Genomic DNA, 18,807 nt, shown 5'->3' on the forward strand with positions numbered 1-18,807 from the left:
TAGAAAAACCAACAATAACCTGTCACGATTAAGCTAGTTTATCTTTTATTGGTTAACGTGTAACATCAACAGCATTGCATCTTAATACTATCAAGGGGCTTATTTATGTCATATCGCGTTATTGCATTGGATCTTGATGGCACACTGCTTGATGACCAAAAACGTATCCTGCCAGAATCTTTAGAAGCACTCAATCTTGCAAGAAAAGCAGGTGTTAAAGTTTTAATTGTAACAGGTCGTCATCATGTTGCTATCCATCCATTCTATCAAGCACTCGATCTTGACACCCCTGCAATCTGCTGTAATGGAACTTACCTTTATGACTATATTGGTAAAAAGGTACTAGAATCTGATCCATTAACCACACAAGAAACCAGAGCAGTATTAGATCTCGTTAAACAAACCGATGTACACCATTTAGTTTATGCTGACGATGCAATGATGTATGACCAACTAACTGCAACAGTACAACGCACACTTAATTGGGCCGATACCCTTCCCATCGCACAGCGCCCCAATCTCGTTAAAGTCGATGATTTTTATCAAGCAATGCATGATGTTAATGCCATTTGGAAAATTGCCACTACAACGCCTGATCACGATGAACTACACGCATTAGTTGAGAAAATTGAACAACAAGTCGGCTTAGAGTGTGAATGGTCTTGGATTGATCAAGTTGATATCGCTAAAAAAGGCAATAGTAAAGGCCGTCGTTTACAACGTTGGGTGGAAGCAAATGGTATGAAGATGAGTGATGTTATTGCTTTCGGTGATAATTTTAATGATCTGAGCATGTTAGAACATGTTGGTTTAGGGGTTGCAATGGGTAATGCTTCAGATGAAGTAAAAGCACGCGCTAAAATGGTCACTAAAGTGAATTCACAACCAGGTATCGCAGAAACTATCCATAAATATATTCTGTCTTAATCTCATTTCTATATTGAGCCCAAAACAAAACCTCATCAAAGATGAGGTTTTTTATCAATAAATATAACTAATAAATTATAGATGACGACTTAGCGAAAGACTCTTTATCTGAGCATAAAGCCATTGCCCTTCTTGAATATTCAATTCATCTTTCGCCCAAGGAGTGATCCTCGCCCATAAATAATTGCCATCATTGACAAGCTTTACATCAACTTGACCATCATTTTTTATGGTTTCAACCACTTTCATATGCAAAATATTACGAATACTACTATTGGATGGACGAGTCGTTGTTAATGACACATCAGAAGCATCAATACGCACACGCACATCACGACCGATTTTTGTTTCAATTTGAGGTAACCACAACACTTGATTACCAAAAGCCGTTGCAGTCATATCGTAATGGCTATGGTGTTCGACTACCATTACATTAGCGATACTGCTTAATGTCTCTTTTTGTAACCAAGGGCGTAATGCACTACTTGCCCACACATCTTCCAGCTTACCTGTCGCCTTGATCTTTCCTGCATCCATCACAATGACGTTATCTGCAAGTCGAATAATTTCATCAAGACTATGGCTCACATACAAAATAGGAATTTGTACATCTTGTGAGAGTTTTTCTAAATAAGGTAATAACTCACGTTTACGAGGTAAATCCAGTGAGGCTAAAGGCTCATCCATTAGCATAATATCTGGAGCAGTGAGCAATGCACGGCCGATAGCAACACGTTGCTTTTCACCACCTGATAAGGTGATAGGAAAACGTGAAAGTAAATGTTCGATACCTAACAAATGAATAATGCGATCAAACTGCACTTTCATTGTCGGTGACATACCGTAAAGCAAATTTCCTCTTACCGTGTAATGAGGAAACAGTCGGGCATCTTGGAATACATAGCCCACTTTACGTTTTTCAGGCGGCAGATAAATTTTCTTTTCAGTATCAACCAGTGTGTGATTATTTAATACAATTCGCCCTGAATCGGGTTTGGTTAAACCACCAATCACATTAATCAGTGAAGTTTTACCCGCCCCAGATAAACCAAAGACGGCAGTAATACTTTCTGTTGGCAGTTCAGTATTAATTTCCAGACGCAGTGATCCTAACGTCTGTTTAAAATTCATCTCTAACATACGCCCCCCAGTCTTTTACGGCCCCAACGAGTTAGCCACTCAGAAGCCATTAAAGAGACGAGCGCCAAAATAATTGCAATCACACATAAACGAGCGGCATCCATTTCCGCACCCGGTGTTTCAATCAAGGTATACATTGCCAGAGGTATGGTTCTTGTTTCCCCCGGAATATTGGAGACGAAAGTGATCGTTGCGCCAAATTCTCCCAATGAGCGCGCAAATGCCAACACAATTCCTGCGATGATCCCTGGCATAGACAAAGGTAATGTTATGGTAAAAAAGACACGCAACGGTGAAGCACCTAAAGTTCTCGCTGCTTGTTCCATACGTTGATCAACAGCTTCTAATGCTAATCTGATCGCTCTTACCATCAGTGGAAATGCAACCACTGCGGATGCAAGTGCCGCACCTCGCCAACTAAAGGTAAAACTAAAACCAAACCAGTCATACAACCATTCACCAATAAATCCACGTCTTCCCATACTGATCAGTAAAAGATAACCGACCACAACGGGAGGTAGAACTAAAGGTAAATGAATAATGCTATCAAGCAATGATTTACCGGGAAAACGTACCCTAACTAAAAGCCAAGCCATAAAAATACCAAAAGGTAGACTAATAATAACTGCAACAGTCGATACCTTAAGACTTAGTATGATGGCTTGCCATTCGTATTCACTTAACATCTCCAAAAGTATAATTCCTACAGTGGACTAAAGCCGTATTTCTTAAAAATTTCTGCGGCTTGAGGTGTTTTCAGATAGTCATAAAAATCACGAACTGCTTTATTGTCATGACCTTTTACAACTGCCATTGGATACTCAACAGGTTTGTGGCTATCAGCTGGGAATACGCCGACCACTTTCACTTTATTACTCGCAACCGCATCAGAACCGTATACAATACCTAATGGTGCTTCATCACGTTCAACTAACGCCATACCACTACGTACGTTATTAGTTCGAGCCATTTCTGGACTTACTGTATTCCATGCACCTAAATATTCTAATGATTCTTTTGCATAGATACCAACAGGCACATGGTCCGGATCGCCAACAGCAAGTTTTCCACCATTAAGTAAGGATTTCCATTTGGTTTCCTTATTTATAACAACGTCATTTAATTTGCTATCTTTAGGGGCAATGAGTACTAAATCATTACCTAATAGTGTATGACGTGAATCTGCAACCATTAAATCTTTATCGATTACGTAATCCATCCACTGCTGATCTGCTGAAATAAACAGATTTGCAGGTGCACCTTGCTCTATTTGACGAGCCAATGTTGAAGAAGATGCATAAGATGCAACCACTTCAGTTTTCTTTTCTTGTTTATATTGTGCCGAAATTTCATTAAGAGCATTGGTAAGAGAAGCGGCAGCAAATACCGTTACTTTTTCCGATGCAAAACTTTGACTCACTAAAGCAAAAGAGATAACCGCACCAGCAAGTAACTTACCTGATAATTTTTTCATGTTCTAATTCCACTTAAATTAAAGGATAACCACGCTGTATATATCAAGATACAACGTAAAATGAAAGAATTAGATGTGAGAAACTGGTTATATATCAATAAATATAACCATTAAGAAGAAACAGAAAATAGAGATAGAGAAATTTACATACTCTAAATAATTCAAGTCACAGCTAGGCAACAAGAGAATGACTCACTAGTAGCATACATAAGTATGTGACTAATGCGAAAGAACGCAGTCAACAACGCTGTGGCTTGAAGTATGACATTACGAGTATAAAAAAATAGCCCTTTAATAATAAAGGGCTATTCTAAATCAGGGAGGGAGATTTTATGATTTTTTATCTGCTTTTGGCTGACTTGGTGAAATCAGGTTAAACACTTCACCTAAACCATAAATGATGCCCATAATGAGTACCATTACAACAGGTACCATCAAGAGAGCGAACCCTAAACTTTTCAATAATTCAAGCATGATAACCTCTTTATCATGGTATATTCGGAAAGCCAGAGTTGGCATTTCTTCACGAATAACGAATAATAACGCTATAGTTGTATATATTCTAGAGAATTATCGCTTTGTGTCGGCACAAAAAATGCGATAAACACACAAAAAAAGAAGAAGCCTATCATTATGCAAGCAGAAATATTATTAACACTTAAACTTCAAGATAAGCTCTTTGCCGATCCTCGTCGTGTTGCATTATTAAAACAGATCAAAGCGACAGGTTCTATTAGCCAAGGGGCAAAAATGGCAGGCATTAGCTATAAAAGTGCTTGGGATGCCATTAATGAAATGAATCAACTCGCAGACGAACTTCTTGTTGATAGAGCAACAGGTGGCAAAGGCGGCGGTGGTGCAACTCTTACTCATTATTGTGAACGCTTACTTCAACTTTACGATCTACTAGGTCAAATTCAGCAAAAAGCCTTTGATGTATTAAAAGACGATTCACTCCCTCTTGATAGCTTATTAGCAGCTATTTCTCGCTTTTCATTACAAACGAGTGCTAGAAACCAATTTTTCGGTACCATTATTGAACGTGATAACCTGCAAGTTCAACAGCATGTTAATGTGCAACTTGCAGATAAAAAAACGACTATTCGTGCTGCTTTAACAGAAAAAAGTGCAGATCGCTTAGGCCTGAAAAAAGGCAAAGAAGTACTGATCTTAATTAAAGCCCCATGGGTTAATATTGAAAAAGGGACTTCTTTAGCACAACAATATGACAATGCCCTTTCAGGCACGTTGACTCAAATTGAAACAGGCAATGAAAACAGCGAACTAGTGGTAACATTAGAAGGTGGACAAGAAGTGTGTGCCACCTGTTCTAATCAGCATGTTAAAGAGCAAAATTTGCATATTAATGACAATGTAACGGCTTTATTTAATGCCGATCAGGTGATTGTCGCCACACTGTGTTAATTATTAGCATGGTTGCTTTTTATTAAACAATAAAACCATCACTTAGTATTTTAGAAATAATATTAAGTGATGGTTTTTAGTTTAGAAAAATATTTTTATTAAAGAATAAACAATTAAAATTATTTATTCTGAATACATGCGAGTAAAATAATCGCTAATTTTATTGTTATCAATCAATCTATCTTTGGTAAAATCAAGACTATCAGAGACTACAATATATTTTCTTAGCTCTTCAGGAATATCTTTTATCGTTGCATAAATAGTTGGAACAATAAAGCGAAAATAGTCACCCATTTTGGTTTCACCTTCATAACCAATAGGATAATCTTCTCCTATAGATTGCCCCTCTAATGCTTCAAAATAAAACATTCCCATTTTAGTTGCTAACTCAGCATCACAATTTTTTTTATTTTCTAACCTAAAGTTAAAGTTATTAATTATTTCTTGTTTATTTTTATATCTTTTATATACCCAGCTAGAATATAGATCTATAAAATACTCACCTTTTTTATTTACATCATTACTATATTTTTCAGATTCGCAATCGATATATTCACATAAATCATTAAGTGATTCTTTTATATTATTTATTTTTAATATGCATTTAGGTAACCATCCATACCCATTATTTAGCATCATTGAAATACATCCATTTTTATCCATAGCAATCCATGAATGATTTCTTGCTTGACCAGGATACCAGTTTATATCAAGTAACAGTCCCATATATGCTCCCTAGTACTATTTATCTAAAAAAACTTTAATACAATTTTTACATGTATCAACAAATGCTTCTTCTGGCATAGTTGATAAATCATACCCGTAAGCTTTTCTGGGGCGATATACCTGAGAAATTCGAATATCTTGAGGTTTGATCCCTTTTCGAATCAACTGATCTGCTGCTAATACCTCACCACATCCTCCTACAATATTATCACAGTGTACTGTTTTTGTTCCGACTTTAGCATCGCCTAATTTATTTTTTAATAGAATCACAGTATCTTTATGAAGCATTTCTATTTTAATGTCAGAACCAACACTTCCTCTTACTATAATAGTTCCTGTTTTAATATCATATGCAGCTACCATTGTTGCAATATTTTTAGCTTTACTCTTTGAAGATATTTTATTAATTTCCTCTATTACACGTTTATTTGTTTCTATTAATAATTTTTCTTGTTCTACTATCGGTTTTATAGCAGTAATATTTAATTTACCCGACGTCATTAAAGACTTTGAGCTATTAGCTAACATGATAGAGAAAGCTTTAGTACTTTCTTCTGAACTTGCTAACACTTTATACCCGCTGCCAAAAGTGACGCCTGCTATTGCTGCTTCCGGAGCCGATATTCCCGCAATATTAATACCTAGCTGATTAGCACAATAAACCCAGTTAGTTTTACATGTATTAAATGCAACTTGAGCAATAGCGATAAGTTCTGGTGTTGCTGCAATAACAGTATGACCAGCAATAAAACTTACACTTCCTCCTAAGCCAAGAGCGATTGCAACCATTCCTGCATTTTGTCGATTGACAACTCTTTCTGCTGCTGCAACATCTCCTTTCGAAGCAGCGATCATATCCTTATTATTTTCTAAAGCTAAGTTAGAAAGCATATGCTCACTATAATTATGCCGATAAACTAATTCCGCAGAATTAGCCGCAGAAAATACGCCCTCAGGCTTACGAGTCACAATAGCGCCTGTCAGTGCACCAATTAATTTAGTGAGCTGTGTTTGACCTTCATTGCCATGCATTGCCTCTTGAATTAATGCAACTTGTCTGTCAGTTTCATTTAAATAACTAGGCTCAAATAATTTACTTTGTAGCGATATCGCCGCTATCTCTGCCGCCAAGGCGCCTGCTACAGCTCCTGTAACACTGCCTCCTGCAATTTCTGCACTAATACCTGCTACGACGCCATGACTTAAAACCTTTCCTGCATGTCCTAATACGGCACCGTTATCACCAATTAAGTTGGCACCTTCTGCATGGAATTGACTGCCAATATTACTTAATAGCGCGGTTTTAAAATTATCAATAAAACTACCGCCTTGAATTGCCGTACCTAGGGTTGAACTGACAACTGAATGCGAGGCGACACGCTGTGCAACTTGATCCCATGTTGCGTTATCAGTAAGCAATAACTTGCTTGTTGAGGGTAATGTTCCGCCTTGGATTGCCTGATCCCACCCCATAAATTGGTCAAGACCTTGCAATGCCCCGGCAACCACCATGCTTGTAACAATAGATTTAGCGGTATCACTACGGCCGAGGGATTCAATAGTTTTATAAATACTGCCTTTGTTTTCGGCTAAAGATACCGCTGCTTGCGATACTAAAGAGGCAAAACCTGCTTGTGCTGCAACCGATGCCGTTGAAGCCACACTGGCTGATGCACCTGCCGCAATAGTTGCTTTACTTGCCATTCCGCCAATGGTCGCCGCCGTTGAAGTACCGTAAGTTGCGACCCCTACTGCGATGGCAATAACGGCACCGACAACAGGATTTAATTGCTGTGTTTTATCATCCCAACTGGAATAAGTGTCTTTCACTAAATTCCAATTAATATTTTCTTGGCGTTGGAGAGAGTTAAGCCAAGCATATTCTGGTGTATTACTTAAAACGGTTAATGCTTGTTCTAGTGATTCTTTTTTCTTAGCTTTAATATCCGCAGATATGCCTTTTGGGGCATCAATTGTGAGTTTTCCGCCAATATAAAGTTCAGGTAAGTACCGCTATTCTTTGTTAATTGTTAGCATGATTACTTTTTATTAAAAAATAAAACCATCACTTAGTATTTTAGAAATAATATTAAGTGATGGTTATTATTTATCTTTTTTAAAAAGGATATGAAATAAAATCAAGCATTAATTAAATCTAATTTGGCACTATTCAAAATAGTCATGAAATCATCTAAAGTAAATTTATTCTTCACATCTTCACTTAAACATCGGCTATCATTAAAAAATTAAACTTCTATTTTATCGGTTCCACTATCTTTATTTAATTGACAAAGTATTTGTTTTATATGAAATTTCAACAGTAATATTCTCATATTTATTGTCACTTACAAAATCGATTTTAAAGTTAGAATCTATCATATTTTGTCCTTTAACTTATGAATAATATTATAAAAAATTCTAGATAACAGGCCCATCCCATCGTAATTGATGACGTAATTCATTAGGAACTAAATCAAATAACATTTTTATATACTTTACATTTTCATCATATAATATACTTATTTTTGAACTGCATTTTTCAGTATATGTTTTAGCTTGAAAGTTTAAAAATGAAATATCACTTTCATCAATATTTTGATTAAGTATTTTTTTTGGCAAATTATGAATTAACTGTAATTCATAATAACAAGATTTATCTTTTGCTTTTGCTATCATTCCTCTGGACTGAATATTTCTTAATTGAGGTAAAACCCAATACATCATATCTATGTATATTTCATTTTTAGTCATTACTTTTTAATCTCTTAAAATAAACATTACTAATATAATGTCAGCCAATTAAACCTTACGACTTATACAACGCGTAAAAGCTTCTTTTATTGAGGCACCTAAAACCTCGTCACTACAATTGGTTTTCAATATAATAATTGCACTGTCGGGTATTCCCTCACCTATCCAATGCTCCATACATAAATGATTTTTGTATTTTACAATTTTATTTATAAACTAAAGTGATTTAATCTATTTTTTGATAGCAATATTTTAATTTTTATCTTATCTTCAGGATGAATTAACAAATACTTTTCACAAGATAATCTAATATATTGATAACAAGTATCTTCGCTTACAATAACAATATCTTTATCTGTTAGAGGATATCCTACTCCAAATTCAACACCTAAAAAATGATCAGATGCATCAGCGCTATTCATATCTGGGAAAAAACAATATATTCCATCAAGGACAAAAGACTCTTTTTGAACAATATTAGAAACAGCTTCTAAAAAACAACCTTCATTATATATAAGATCAAAATAACTTTTTATAGTCCAACTAGGCTCACTCTTTTCATAGGGTAATTCAAATAGAAATTTCATTAATAATGTTCCTATTTAGGATGGAAGTTAGTAATTATCTTTGTTTCTTTATCTAAATATACTCTAAAAGTAATGCCTTCTGATATTGCATCATAAGATTGCAAATTTTTATCTAACGCATTCTTATATCCATTTGCAGCTGCTTTTTGACCTAATTCAAGTATTTTTTGATCTGAAAAAACTTTGGGATCATAAATTGTTTTTTTAAAAGGTTGAGCACCATTACCTTTATAATGAGTTATTTCTCCAGTTTGGGGATGCTTCGCAGGTATTTTATATTCAATATACGTTATCCCTCGCACATTTGTTGGGATCTCTTTTATAATTTTCAAATCTTTATCCTTTACAACATTATAAAATACATTAGCATTATGACCACCTGAAATTCCCATTTTCTGAGTAAATTTATCTACTGTAGCTAAATGTTTTGGTAATTCAATTTGGAAACTTATTCCATCAGGAAATGAAACTCTTGTTGTTTTTCCTATTATTTTAGCTGATGTCTTAGCTATAAGCTGAGAACTTCCTTTCGCAACTCCAGCACCACCAGCAAATAAACCTACAAGATCAAAAATGAGTTTTCCACTTTCAACACCCGCATTAAATGAACCAGATACACCTGCTTTTTGATATTCTGCCTCCAGCTTTTCAATACGATCGATATACGATTGTTTAACCGCTTGAGTTAATGTATCGAAAGCATTATCACTTTGGATAACAGCTTTGATTGCTTGATATGTTTCTAATGGATTTATAGCAAGAGAAGCGAGCCCTTCAATCGTTTCATACAATCCTGTTGGTATACCTGCTACAAGGCCTGCATTAAACCCTGTATCTTGTCCTATATCTGCTGATAGCCATTTAAGATAAATTGCTGTCTTTTTAAAATAATTAGTTTCAGCAGATAATTCTTTCTCCATTAATTTTTGCTGATGATGAGAGAGATAATTGTAACGGAAACTATTTTCAGCCCCTCTAGCGCCACTATATACACCACCTGGCTCACCAGTAAAAATACCGCCTGCAATGCCACCAAATAATCTAACAAATTGAGCTTGTGATTCTGATTTTTTATGCCACTCCTCAGCCTTAATAGTATTATCACCCAACGAAATAGCCGCAATTTCAGCAGCCAAACCACCTATAATTGCACCTTTAACATTTCCTCCACTAATTTGGGCAGATAAACCAGATAATGTTGCATGGCTTAACACCTTTCCTGCATGCCCTAATACGGCACCGTTATCACCAATTAAGTTGGCACCTTCTGCATGGAATTGACTGCCAATATTACTTAATAGCGCGGTTTTAAAATTATCAATAAAACTACCGCCTTGAATGGCAGTACCGAGGGTTGAACTGACAACTGAATGCGAGGCGACACGCTGTGCAACTTGATCCCATGTTGCGTTATCAGTAAGCAATAACTTGCTTGTTGAGGGTAATGTTCCGCCTTGGATTGCCTGATCCCACCCCATAAATTGGTCAAGACCTTGCAATGCCCCGGCAACCACCATGCTTGTAACAATAGATTTAGCGGTATCACTACGGCCGAGGGATTCAATAGTTTTATAAATACTGCCTTTGTTTTCGGCTAAAGATACCGCTGCTTGCGATACTAAAGAGGCAAAACCTGCTTGTGCTGCAACCGATGCCGTTGAAGCCACACTGGCTGATGCACCTGCCGCAATAGTTGCTTTACTTGCCATTCCGCCAATGGTCGCCGCCGTTGAAGTACCGTAAGTTGCGACCCCTACTGCGATGGCAATAACGGCACCGACAACAGGATTTAATTGCTGTGTTTTATCATCCCAACTGGAATAAGTGTCTTTCACTAAATTCCAATTAATATTTTCTTGGCGTTGGAGAGAGTTAAGCCAAGCATATTCTGGTGTATTACTTAAAACGGTTAATGCTTGTTCTAGTGATTCTTTTTTCTTAGCTTTAATATCCGCAGATATGCCTTTTGGGGCATCAATTGTGAGCTTTCCGCCAATATAGAGTTCAGGTAATACCCATATTCCTTTGGTATATCCCTGATCACGCTGAGTAATATAAATATCTTTTGAATTGGTAATAACTTGTTTAAAGGCAGTGTTTTTTACTGCTTTAAAATTAACTTTTCCTATTTTACTGGTTAACTTGGCATTTTTTGCTGTATCAATTTTAGTCGCTTCTAAAGTGATATCATCTTTAGCAAATAAATTAATATTGCCATTAGCAATAAATTCGGTAACTTTATTATTGGTGTTATAAAATGTTTTCGTATATTTCTTTTTAGTAATACACAAAGTCCACTTATTACATTTTTTCTTTTCTTCTTTGTAGTAACTCGACTCTTCCATTGCTTGCGCGTAAAGGAACCCACCTTTAGCCGCGATATCAATCTCTTTATTGGCAGTTAATTTTGATGCCTGAAATAAAATACTACCCTCAGATAATAGTGTTAGATTATTACCACTATTAATTTCAGTACTGACTTGTTTACGAAGTTCTTCTAAGTCAGAACCCGACTCTTTACGAAAATGCGTTCTTACTGATCCCAATTGAATATTGCCACCACTTGAAATAGTGACATCACCCTCTGATTTAAACGAACTTCCTTCTGTGATTAATGTACCTGATGACGCAATAGAAATGCCTTTATTGCCAGTTATCGTTGCTGTGGCATACTGAATATCTTGAGCATCTTCATGGGGATCTTTGATAGCAGAATAAGCGTTTGCACCCAGCTTTATATTTCTACTTGCTAATACAATGACTTTATCTTTTGAATTTAATACTGTTGAACTTAAATCAATATCACGAGCGGCATTTAAAATAAGGTTATTGTCTGAAAATAACTTAGATTGTAATTGAGGATAATGAACATCACTAAAGAAAGGATCGGCTTCTTTTATTGATTTAGAGGCAAGAAAAATATCCTGTCCGGCATTGAAAGTTATGGCTTTATCACTATGATATTTTATTCCTTGACTAATAATATCTTTGCCTGAAGTGAATATAATATCACCACGCGCTTTCCAGCTTTCCGTTTTTGATAATGCAGGTTCTTGAGTATATAAATGAAAATACGGTAATATTTTAAAAAGTGCTGATTCATCTCTCTGAATTTTTATATCACCATGTGCAATCACACTTAAAGAATTAGCATTATTAATCTCAATATTATTAAAAGTTATACCTTGTCCAGATTGAAATAAAACAGAATCAGAGACATTAATAACCGGTGGAGTTAAAACGTTATTTTCATTAAATGCAGAAATAGGATTTAATGTATAATCAATTTTTCCATTCTTAGCAAGAACAACACTATCTTTTGCTGTTAAATCTACTTGGTTAAGTTCTATATTTTTATTTGAAATTAAACTTAACGAATATTCAGATGAGAGTTGTGCATCTTTTATTGTAATATCATTATTAGAGATAATAGATAGATCATTATTTGATTTTATATTTGACGATATGTTAATAGAACTAGAATTAATTAATATATTATTAGCTAAGAAGTCATAACTTGATGGAGTTTTATTGATCAATCTTTTTGTTGGTGAGTATTTAGATGGTGGCTTCGTTTCTATATTAATACTATCTTTAAAATCTAAAATTAAATTACCCTTTGATGATATTGTTAACGAATCATTTCCATCAGGTAACCAAGAATAAAATTTATTAACTAATTCAAACTTCAATGGTTCTCTTACATAAAGGATGTCATAATTATCTTCATCATCCTCCTCATCTGCATATACCCCTAGATGATCATATGCAGTCTTATACTTGTACCATAAATTTAATTCTCCAGATCCTAAATTTGAAATTACAGCATTACTTCCTGTTAAAATAGTATTTTTATTACTCCGTATCACTCCTAATTTATTGACCAATTTATTAGCATTAATATAAATATTTTTTCCTGAATCTATATATCCTATAGAATTACTATACTTATATTTATACCTTTCAGTATTAATAACATCCGTACTTGTTAAATCTAGATAGCCAAACCATTTTTCATATGGAAAATTCTCTAATTCGGGATAATAGGTGTTTATAGAAACAACACCTTGACTATTTCCCCAATATGATGCGACAAAACTTCTTTTAGCGATAGAGTTTGCTTCAATACTTGAAATAATGGGTAAATCACTTAAAGATGTATTAACCAACTTCTTTGTTCTAATAATCAAATCACCCTTTTCTGTTTTTATTGTGGCGGATTGATTTTCAATTAAACTACTGGGTTCACCCTGTGCATTTTTTTGTATCCATAAATTATCTTTAGCTTGAATAAGTGCTTTTACGCCTTTATTAGTGAGCTTATCTGCAAATAAACGCATATCTTTTTCTGAGGTAATTTCACTATGATTAGTTAGCCCGTTAGTTGCTAAAGTAATATCCCTTTTTGCTTTTAATTTTGCATTACTATTAATTTGTATTTCTTTACTGCTAACATTAATATCTTGTTCAGATTGAATATTGCCATTAAAGGTAATTTTTCCATCAACCGTTAAATTCACACTGTTTTGAGTTGTCTGAATATCACTTAAATTAATACCGACTCCCTTTTCTGTGCTGACTAGGCGTATTTGATTGGCATACATTCCACCCAACGCTTTAGTATCAATAGAGATTGTTGGTTTTATACCTTCTCCAGTAAGGCTATTTACTGCTCCTTTTTCAAAATCAATACGGTTATTTCCTTGCATTAAAGAAAGATTTTTAGCATTTATTTTCCCGTTTAACTCAATACTACGGCTAATAATGTCAGCATAATTTTGCAACTCGGTATTCATACCTTGTTTACCAATAACAACACTGCCTTTTTTCACTTCTATTGCTGAATAGGCACCTTGAGGGCTAAATTGAGGTTTTCCTGTCGTAAGCGTAATTGCAGGGGTATTAATAAACGAACAGCCATCACACGTAATACCATTCGGATTTGCAATAACCACTTTCGCCTGTTCACCTGCAACTTCTAATTTTCCTAATAACTGTGAACGTCCATTTCCTACCACTTCATTAATAATTAAATGCGCTGCATTACCTTTTAAATTGGCATTGGCATTCACTTGTTTAGCTAATTGTGTATTAACCGAAGTTGTTGCATTATTAAGTACAACACCTTGTTTACCTACATTAAAAGAATGGAATTGATTATGAGAAATACCAGTATTATTAGGTGTGGCAATATTAATAATAGGAATAGTATTTTGCTGACTTATTTTTATTGTTTTATCGGATGGAGTAATTACAGAACTCCAAGCAGGATGTAATGGATAAATAGCGGTTAAATAAATAATACTATAGCTAATTAAGCGCTGTTTTCGAGAGATATCCTTTTCGTGCATAAAAACCTCCAAATTTTAAATAGCAAAAGAAATAGACCAAAATAAAGACCAATGATCAGGTTTTAATGATGTGGGATAAAACATAGGCTTATTAATTAATATCTGAGAGGAAAAAATAGAGTGATCAAAAGAAGCACCTATTGCGCTTCCTATTATTTTATTTTTCTTTGTTTCATATTTATCTGAATGAGCAACGCCATAATCAAGTGCAAAAATAAAATTAACATTACCTAAAAAACATTTTATTTGTGGTGTGTTTATTTCATTACGCCAATAAAATCCACTATTCGCATTCAGTTTTGTTTCTTTATATCCACGAGTTGCCTTTATTCCATCAATTGCAACTCTTTCTATACTATAAAGATTATCTTGCGTATATTGACCATAAAATGACGTAATATAGACAAATTTGTTAAGAAATAAATGTTGATAGCTTAAATTTATGCTTAGTTTTCGATAATGACTATGAGGTGAGTTTTCAGCAATATAATCAGATGATGCACCAAAAAAAGAAAGCCCCATTTCTACCATTGGATAAATCGTTAAATATCCTCGTTCTATAGTTAAGCTATATTGAGGGCTAAATGATAAAGAAGTTAATGTGGGGCTATTTATTCGTAGTGCTTGTTGTCCTAATTTTGTTTTTGCTTTTTTATTTTTTAACGTTCCCTTTAGGGTTATACGTTGTTTATTATCACGATAGACTAAACGGCTAATATCAAATTGTTGATCTATATTTTTGTTTTTATAACTATATTGAGCCTTATAGCTTTGAAAAGGATATGAGGACTGACTATGAGATAATTGATACTGATAAAACCAGTACCCATAAGGAATATTTACACTTACAGAATAAGAACGAGAATAGTGCGAACGAGATAAATCTGTATTTGAACTTAGTGAAAACCCCCATTGTTCGCCTAATCCAAATAATGAATCAATAGTTGTAGTATTAGCTAATAGAATTTTACCTGTTGTTTTGGTACCTGAGTTATCAACGGTTAATTGATTTTTAAATGGCGATCTTTTATTTTTTTGAACAATAAAAATAGAAGAATACCCCACACTATTACTTGGTTTTATATCTAATGTATATTGTGATGTTGTTAATCGATTAAGTTGTTCAAGACCATGCTCTAAATCACGTAAATTAAGTGTTTTTTCTTTATACGATGGAAAGATAATATTGACTAATTGAGAAGATATATTATCAATAAAAATATCTTTTATTTTTCCTTCTATGACTTTAATTGTAAGTTTATTATTAGAGCGATCTTGATGAGAAATAAGCGCCCGTGAAGTTATATAACCGTTTTTAATATATTCATTTGATATAGTGTTAACGATACTCTGTATATCATTTACTGCTAAACATTGATGTAAATATTTTGATGTTAATTGATTTTGTTTTTTACTACTTAACAAACTAGCGTCTTCTATTTTTATTTTATTAATTATAAAGCAATTATTTTTATTAACATCAGAAAAACTCATTTTATTTACTGATATTAATAAAAAAAATAATAACCAGTTAATCATTTTATTTTTAAATTTATGCATATAAAAATCATCCTTGAATTATTTTTTATATCATTACATAAGCTATCTAACTTAATGGTTATCATTTTTTAATAGACGCATATTTTTTAATAGATGCTTATTTTTTAATTAAGAATAATTCAACAGATATTGACAATGTTTAATTAACTCGATATTGGTAAGTACTCTATTTGCTCGAAAAAGCGACGGATAATAATAATGAAATACTTGCAACTCAAAAAAACACAATTTCGATTAAGCGATACACTCTGTTTGCAAATTAATGACTTAACGATTAATGAAGGTGACAGTTGGGCATTTGTGGGCAGTAATGGCAGTGGTAAAACAGCATTATCAAATGCACTATGCCAAGAAGGTCTTTTGCTATCAGGTGAGTTTATCAATACATTTTCTCATCCAATTAGTCTCTCTTTTGAAAAATTACAAAAAATGATTGAAGAAGAGTGGCGTCGCAATAACACAGATTTACTCAGTGAAGGTGAAGAAGATACTGGCTTGACCGTGGCTCAAGTTATTCAAATGCAGGTAAAAGATGATGACCGATGTTTTTTATTAGCCAAACAATTTGGTGTTGAATATTTGCTATCAAGACGGTTTAAATATCTATCCACAGGTGAATCTCGGAAAATATTACTTATCCAGCTTTTAATGAATAAACCTGATCTATTAATCTTAGATGAGCCTTTTGATGGTCTAGATATTGATTCTCGTCGCGCACTAAATGAACTACTCACACTATTACATCAACAAAATCTGACTATCATCCTAATTTTAAATCGTTTTAATGATATTCCTGATTTTATTCAGTATGCAGGTCTACTGATTAACTGCGAATTGGTCGCCAACGGTAAAAAAGAACAGATTTTATCTGATTCGGTAATAGGGCAGTTATCTCACAGTGAAACCCTTGAAAATCTCACACTGCCAGAACAAGATCCATCTGATGCTGTTCCTCAATTACCACCGACGCTTTCCCCTATCATGCTAAAAGATGGAGTAGTGAGCTATAACGACAAACCTGTGCTTCATCATTTAACTTGGGAAGTCAAACCTCACCAACATTGGCAAATATTAGGTCCTAATGGCGCAGGAAAATCGACATTATTAAGCTTAATTACTGGCGATCACCCTCAAGGCTATAGTAATGACTTAACGTTATTTGGCCGTAAAAGAGGAAGTGGCGAAACGATATGGGAAATTAAACGCTATATCGGTTATGTCAGTAATGCCTTACACCAAAGCTATCGCGTCTCTTCAAGTGTAAAAAATGTCATTATTTCAGGTTTTCATGACTCAATTGGTATTTATCAGGCTATTACAGATAAACAGCTTAAACTCGCTGATGAATGGTTAACATTGATTGGTTTAACAAACCATGCCAATAGTCCATTTCATGCTTTATCATGGGGACAACAACGCTTAGTGCTAATTGTTAGAGCGTTGGTTAAGCACCCTACTTTGCTTATTCTTGATGAACCACTGCAAGGATTAGACACAACGAATCGACTCTTAGTGCAACGTTTTATTGACATCATGATAAGTCATAGTAATACACAGCTTCTCTTTGTGAGTCACCATCAAGAAGACGCACCATTATGTATTACTCATCGATTGACTTTTATTAAAGACGGCGAAATTTATCGTTATCAGCAAGAAATTTGTTAAATATGGTTTTTTACTGTCATAATTAGGGCAATGATTTTAGAAATTAACGCTAAACTTAGGCCTGAATTTTTATTTAAATCGACAATTTTTTGCTTATTATTTGAACAATAATAAATAAAAAATGTGTCGCTTTTATAGACGTTATTCTCGTCTATTTTTCATACAAAACGGATATTTTGTTTTTTTACGCCGATCCCGCTAGATTAATAGCTTGAACGATTAAGCAAAAGGTGTGATAACTGTGCAATAATTCATCGAACAAACGACATTTTTGACTTAATCCCTCTTGTTTTGTCACTTATGTTTGGCGTTCTTGTCGATGATCCATATAATGATTGAAGTGCTAATTTTAAACTTATATTAAGAAAGTAATTATAGGAGTCTAAACTATGGCAGTAACTAAGCTTGTGCTAGTTCGACACGGTGAAAGTGTATGGAACAAAGAAAACCGTTTTACAGGCTGGACTGACGTTGAGTTGTCCGAAAAAGGCCGTAATGAAGCGCAAGAAGCAGGTAAGCTACTGAAAGCTGAAGGTTTTGTTTTTGACTATGCATATACTTCTGTTCTGAAACGCGCAATTCACACCCTGTGGAACATTCTTGATCAAGTTGATCAACAATGGCTGCCAGTTGAAAAAAGCTGGAAATTAAACGAACGTCATTACGGTGCTCTGCAAGGCTTAAACAAAGCTGAAACTGCTGAAAAATACGGTGACGAGCAAGTTAAACAATGGCGTCGTGGTTTTGCGATCACTCCACCAGAATTAACTAAAGATGATGAGCGTTTCCCAGGTAAAGATCCTCGTTATGCTTCTTTAACTGAGGCAGAACTGCCATTAACGGAAAGCCTAGCACTGACTATCGACCGTGTAACACCATACTGGGAAGAAGTGATTAAACCACGTGTTGCTTCTGGTGAGAAAGTTATTATCGCCGCTCACGGTAACTCACTGCGTGCTCTGGTTAAATACCTAGACAACATGAGCGAAGATGAAATTCTTGAACTGAACATCCCAACAGCTGTACCTTTAGTTTACGAATTTGATGAAAACATGAAACCAATCAAACGTTACTACTTAGGTAATGCTGACGAAATAGCAGCAAAAGCAGCCGCTGTTGCTAACCAAGGTAAAGCAAAATAATTTTACTTTTATTTTGAGTTACATAAAAAATGCCACGTAAAAGTGGCATTTTTTATACT

At 34.5% G+C, this 18,807-nt stretch carries 14 protein-coding genes and 1 pseudogene; 4 read left to right on the top strand and 11 right to left on the bottom strand.

The genetic code is table 11. The features are described 5' to 3' along the window. Positions 1-105: 105 nt before the first annotated feature. Complete coding sequence (locus tag QSH13_RS03490; RefSeq protein ID WP_286038827.1) at positions 106-927, top strand: pyridoxal phosphatase; 822 nt, start codon at positions 106-108, stop codon at positions 925-927. A 75-nt stretch (positions 928-1,002) separates the two neighbouring features. On the opposite strand, the gene modC is transcribed toward QSH13_RS03490, so the two are convergent. The 4 genes from modC to QSH13_RS03510 all read right to left on the bottom strand — a co-directional run bounded on the left by modC (position 1,003) and on the right by QSH13_RS03510 (position 4,015). Next, complete coding sequence (gene modC, locus QSH13_RS03495) at positions 1,003-2,067, bottom strand: molybdenum ABC transporter ATP-binding protein ModC (protein ID WP_109398124.1); 1,065 nt, start codon at positions 2,065-2,067, stop codon at positions 1,003-1,005. Beyond that, positions 2,061-2,753: a molybdate ABC transporter permease subunit gene (modB, locus tag QSH13_RS03500; protein WP_006537607.1), complete on the bottom strand. Its 693-nt coding sequence runs from the start codon at positions 2,751-2,753 to the stop codon at positions 2,061-2,063. Before modB ends, modC begins: the two co-directional genes overlap by 7 nt. 17 nt (positions 2,754-2,770) lie before the next feature. Beyond that, the gene (modA, locus tag QSH13_RS03505) at positions 2,771-3,541 is read right to left on the bottom strand and encodes a molybdate ABC transporter substrate-binding protein (protein ID WP_109398125.1); all 771 of its coding nucleotides are present in this window, start codon (positions 3,539-3,541) and stop codon (positions 2,771-2,773) included. Positions 3,542-3,871: 330 nt separating this feature from the next. Beyond that, the gene (locus QSH13_RS03510; RefSeq protein WP_071788544.1) at positions 3,872-4,015 is read right to left on the bottom strand and encodes an AcrZ family multidrug efflux pump-associated protein; all 144 of its coding nucleotides are present in this window, start codon (positions 4,013-4,015) and stop codon (positions 3,872-3,874) included. A gap of 159 nt (positions 4,016-4,174) precedes the next feature. On the opposite strand from QSH13_RS03510, the gene modE reads away from it, so the two are divergent. Further along, positions 4,175-4,966 (top strand): molybdenum-dependent transcriptional regulator, encoded by a 792-nt coding sequence (gene modE, locus QSH13_RS03515; protein WP_109398126.1) that lies wholly within the window; start codon positions 4,175-4,177, stop codon positions 4,964-4,966. Between the two features lie 123 nt (positions 4,967-5,089). Here modE and QSH13_RS03520 read toward each other — a convergent pair whose 3' ends face one another. From QSH13_RS03520 to QSH13_RS03550, 7 genes and pseudogenes are all read right to left on the bottom strand, one after another. Continuing rightward, positions 5,090-5,692, bottom strand: coding sequence for a hypothetical protein (locus QSH13_RS03520; RefSeq protein ID WP_286038828.1), 603 nt, complete (start codon positions 5,690-5,692; stop codon positions 5,090-5,092). A gap of 15 nt (positions 5,693-5,707) precedes the next feature. Beyond that, positions 5,708-7,522, bottom strand: coding sequence for a DUF637 domain-containing protein (locus QSH13_RS03525; protein WP_286038829.1), 1,815 nt, complete (start codon positions 7,520-7,522; stop codon positions 5,708-5,710). Between the two features lie 588 nt (positions 7,523-8,110). Beyond that, positions 8,111-8,443: a zinc ABC transporter substrate-binding protein gene (locus QSH13_RS03530; protein WP_286038830.1), complete on the bottom strand. Its 333-nt coding sequence runs from the start codon at positions 8,441-8,443 to the stop codon at positions 8,111-8,113. A 48-nt stretch (positions 8,444-8,491) separates the two neighbouring features. Continuing rightward, a pseudogene (locus QSH13_RS03535) lies at positions 8,492-8,632 on the bottom strand (contact-dependent growth inhibition system immunity protein); the annotation flags it as partial. Positions 8,633-8,652: 20 nt separating this feature from the next. Continuing rightward, entirely contained in the window at positions 8,653-9,030 is a 378-nt protein-coding gene (cdiI, locus tag QSH13_RS03540; protein WP_196570376.1) for a ribonuclease toxin immunity protein CdiI, read from the bottom strand. An 11-nt stretch (positions 9,031-9,041) separates the two neighbouring features. Next, positions 9,042-14,381 (bottom strand): DUF637 domain-containing protein, encoded by a 5,340-nt coding sequence (locus QSH13_RS03545; protein WP_286038831.1) that lies wholly within the window; start codon positions 14,379-14,381, stop codon positions 9,042-9,044. 15 nt (positions 14,382-14,396) lie between these two features. After that, positions 14,397-15,941, bottom strand: coding sequence for a ShlB/FhaC/HecB family hemolysin secretion/activation protein (locus QSH13_RS03550; protein ID WP_286038832.1), 1,545 nt, complete (start codon positions 15,939-15,941; stop codon positions 14,397-14,399). A 198-nt stretch (positions 15,942-16,139) separates the two neighbouring features. Here QSH13_RS03550 and modF point away from each other — a divergent pair, with 198 nt between their 5' ends. Both modF and gpmA read left to right on the top strand, forming a co-directional pair. Then, a complete protein-coding gene (gene modF, locus QSH13_RS03555) occupies positions 16,140-17,606 on the top strand; it encodes a molybdate ABC transporter ATP-binding protein ModF (RefSeq protein ID WP_185901851.1) in 1,467 nt (488 codons plus the stop codon). 389 nt (positions 17,607-17,995) lie between these two features. Continuing rightward, positions 17,996-18,748: a 2,3-diphosphoglycerate-dependent phosphoglycerate mutase gene (gpmA, locus tag QSH13_RS03560; RefSeq protein ID WP_109398129.1), complete on the top strand. Its 753-nt coding sequence runs from the start codon at positions 17,996-17,998 to the stop codon at positions 18,746-18,748. Positions 18,749-18,807 lie beyond the last annotated feature (59 nt).

Source organism: Proteus faecis (assembly GCF_030286765.1).
Classification (GTDB): Bacteria; Pseudomonadota; Gammaproteobacteria; order Enterobacterales; family Enterobacteriaceae; genus Proteus; species Proteus faecis.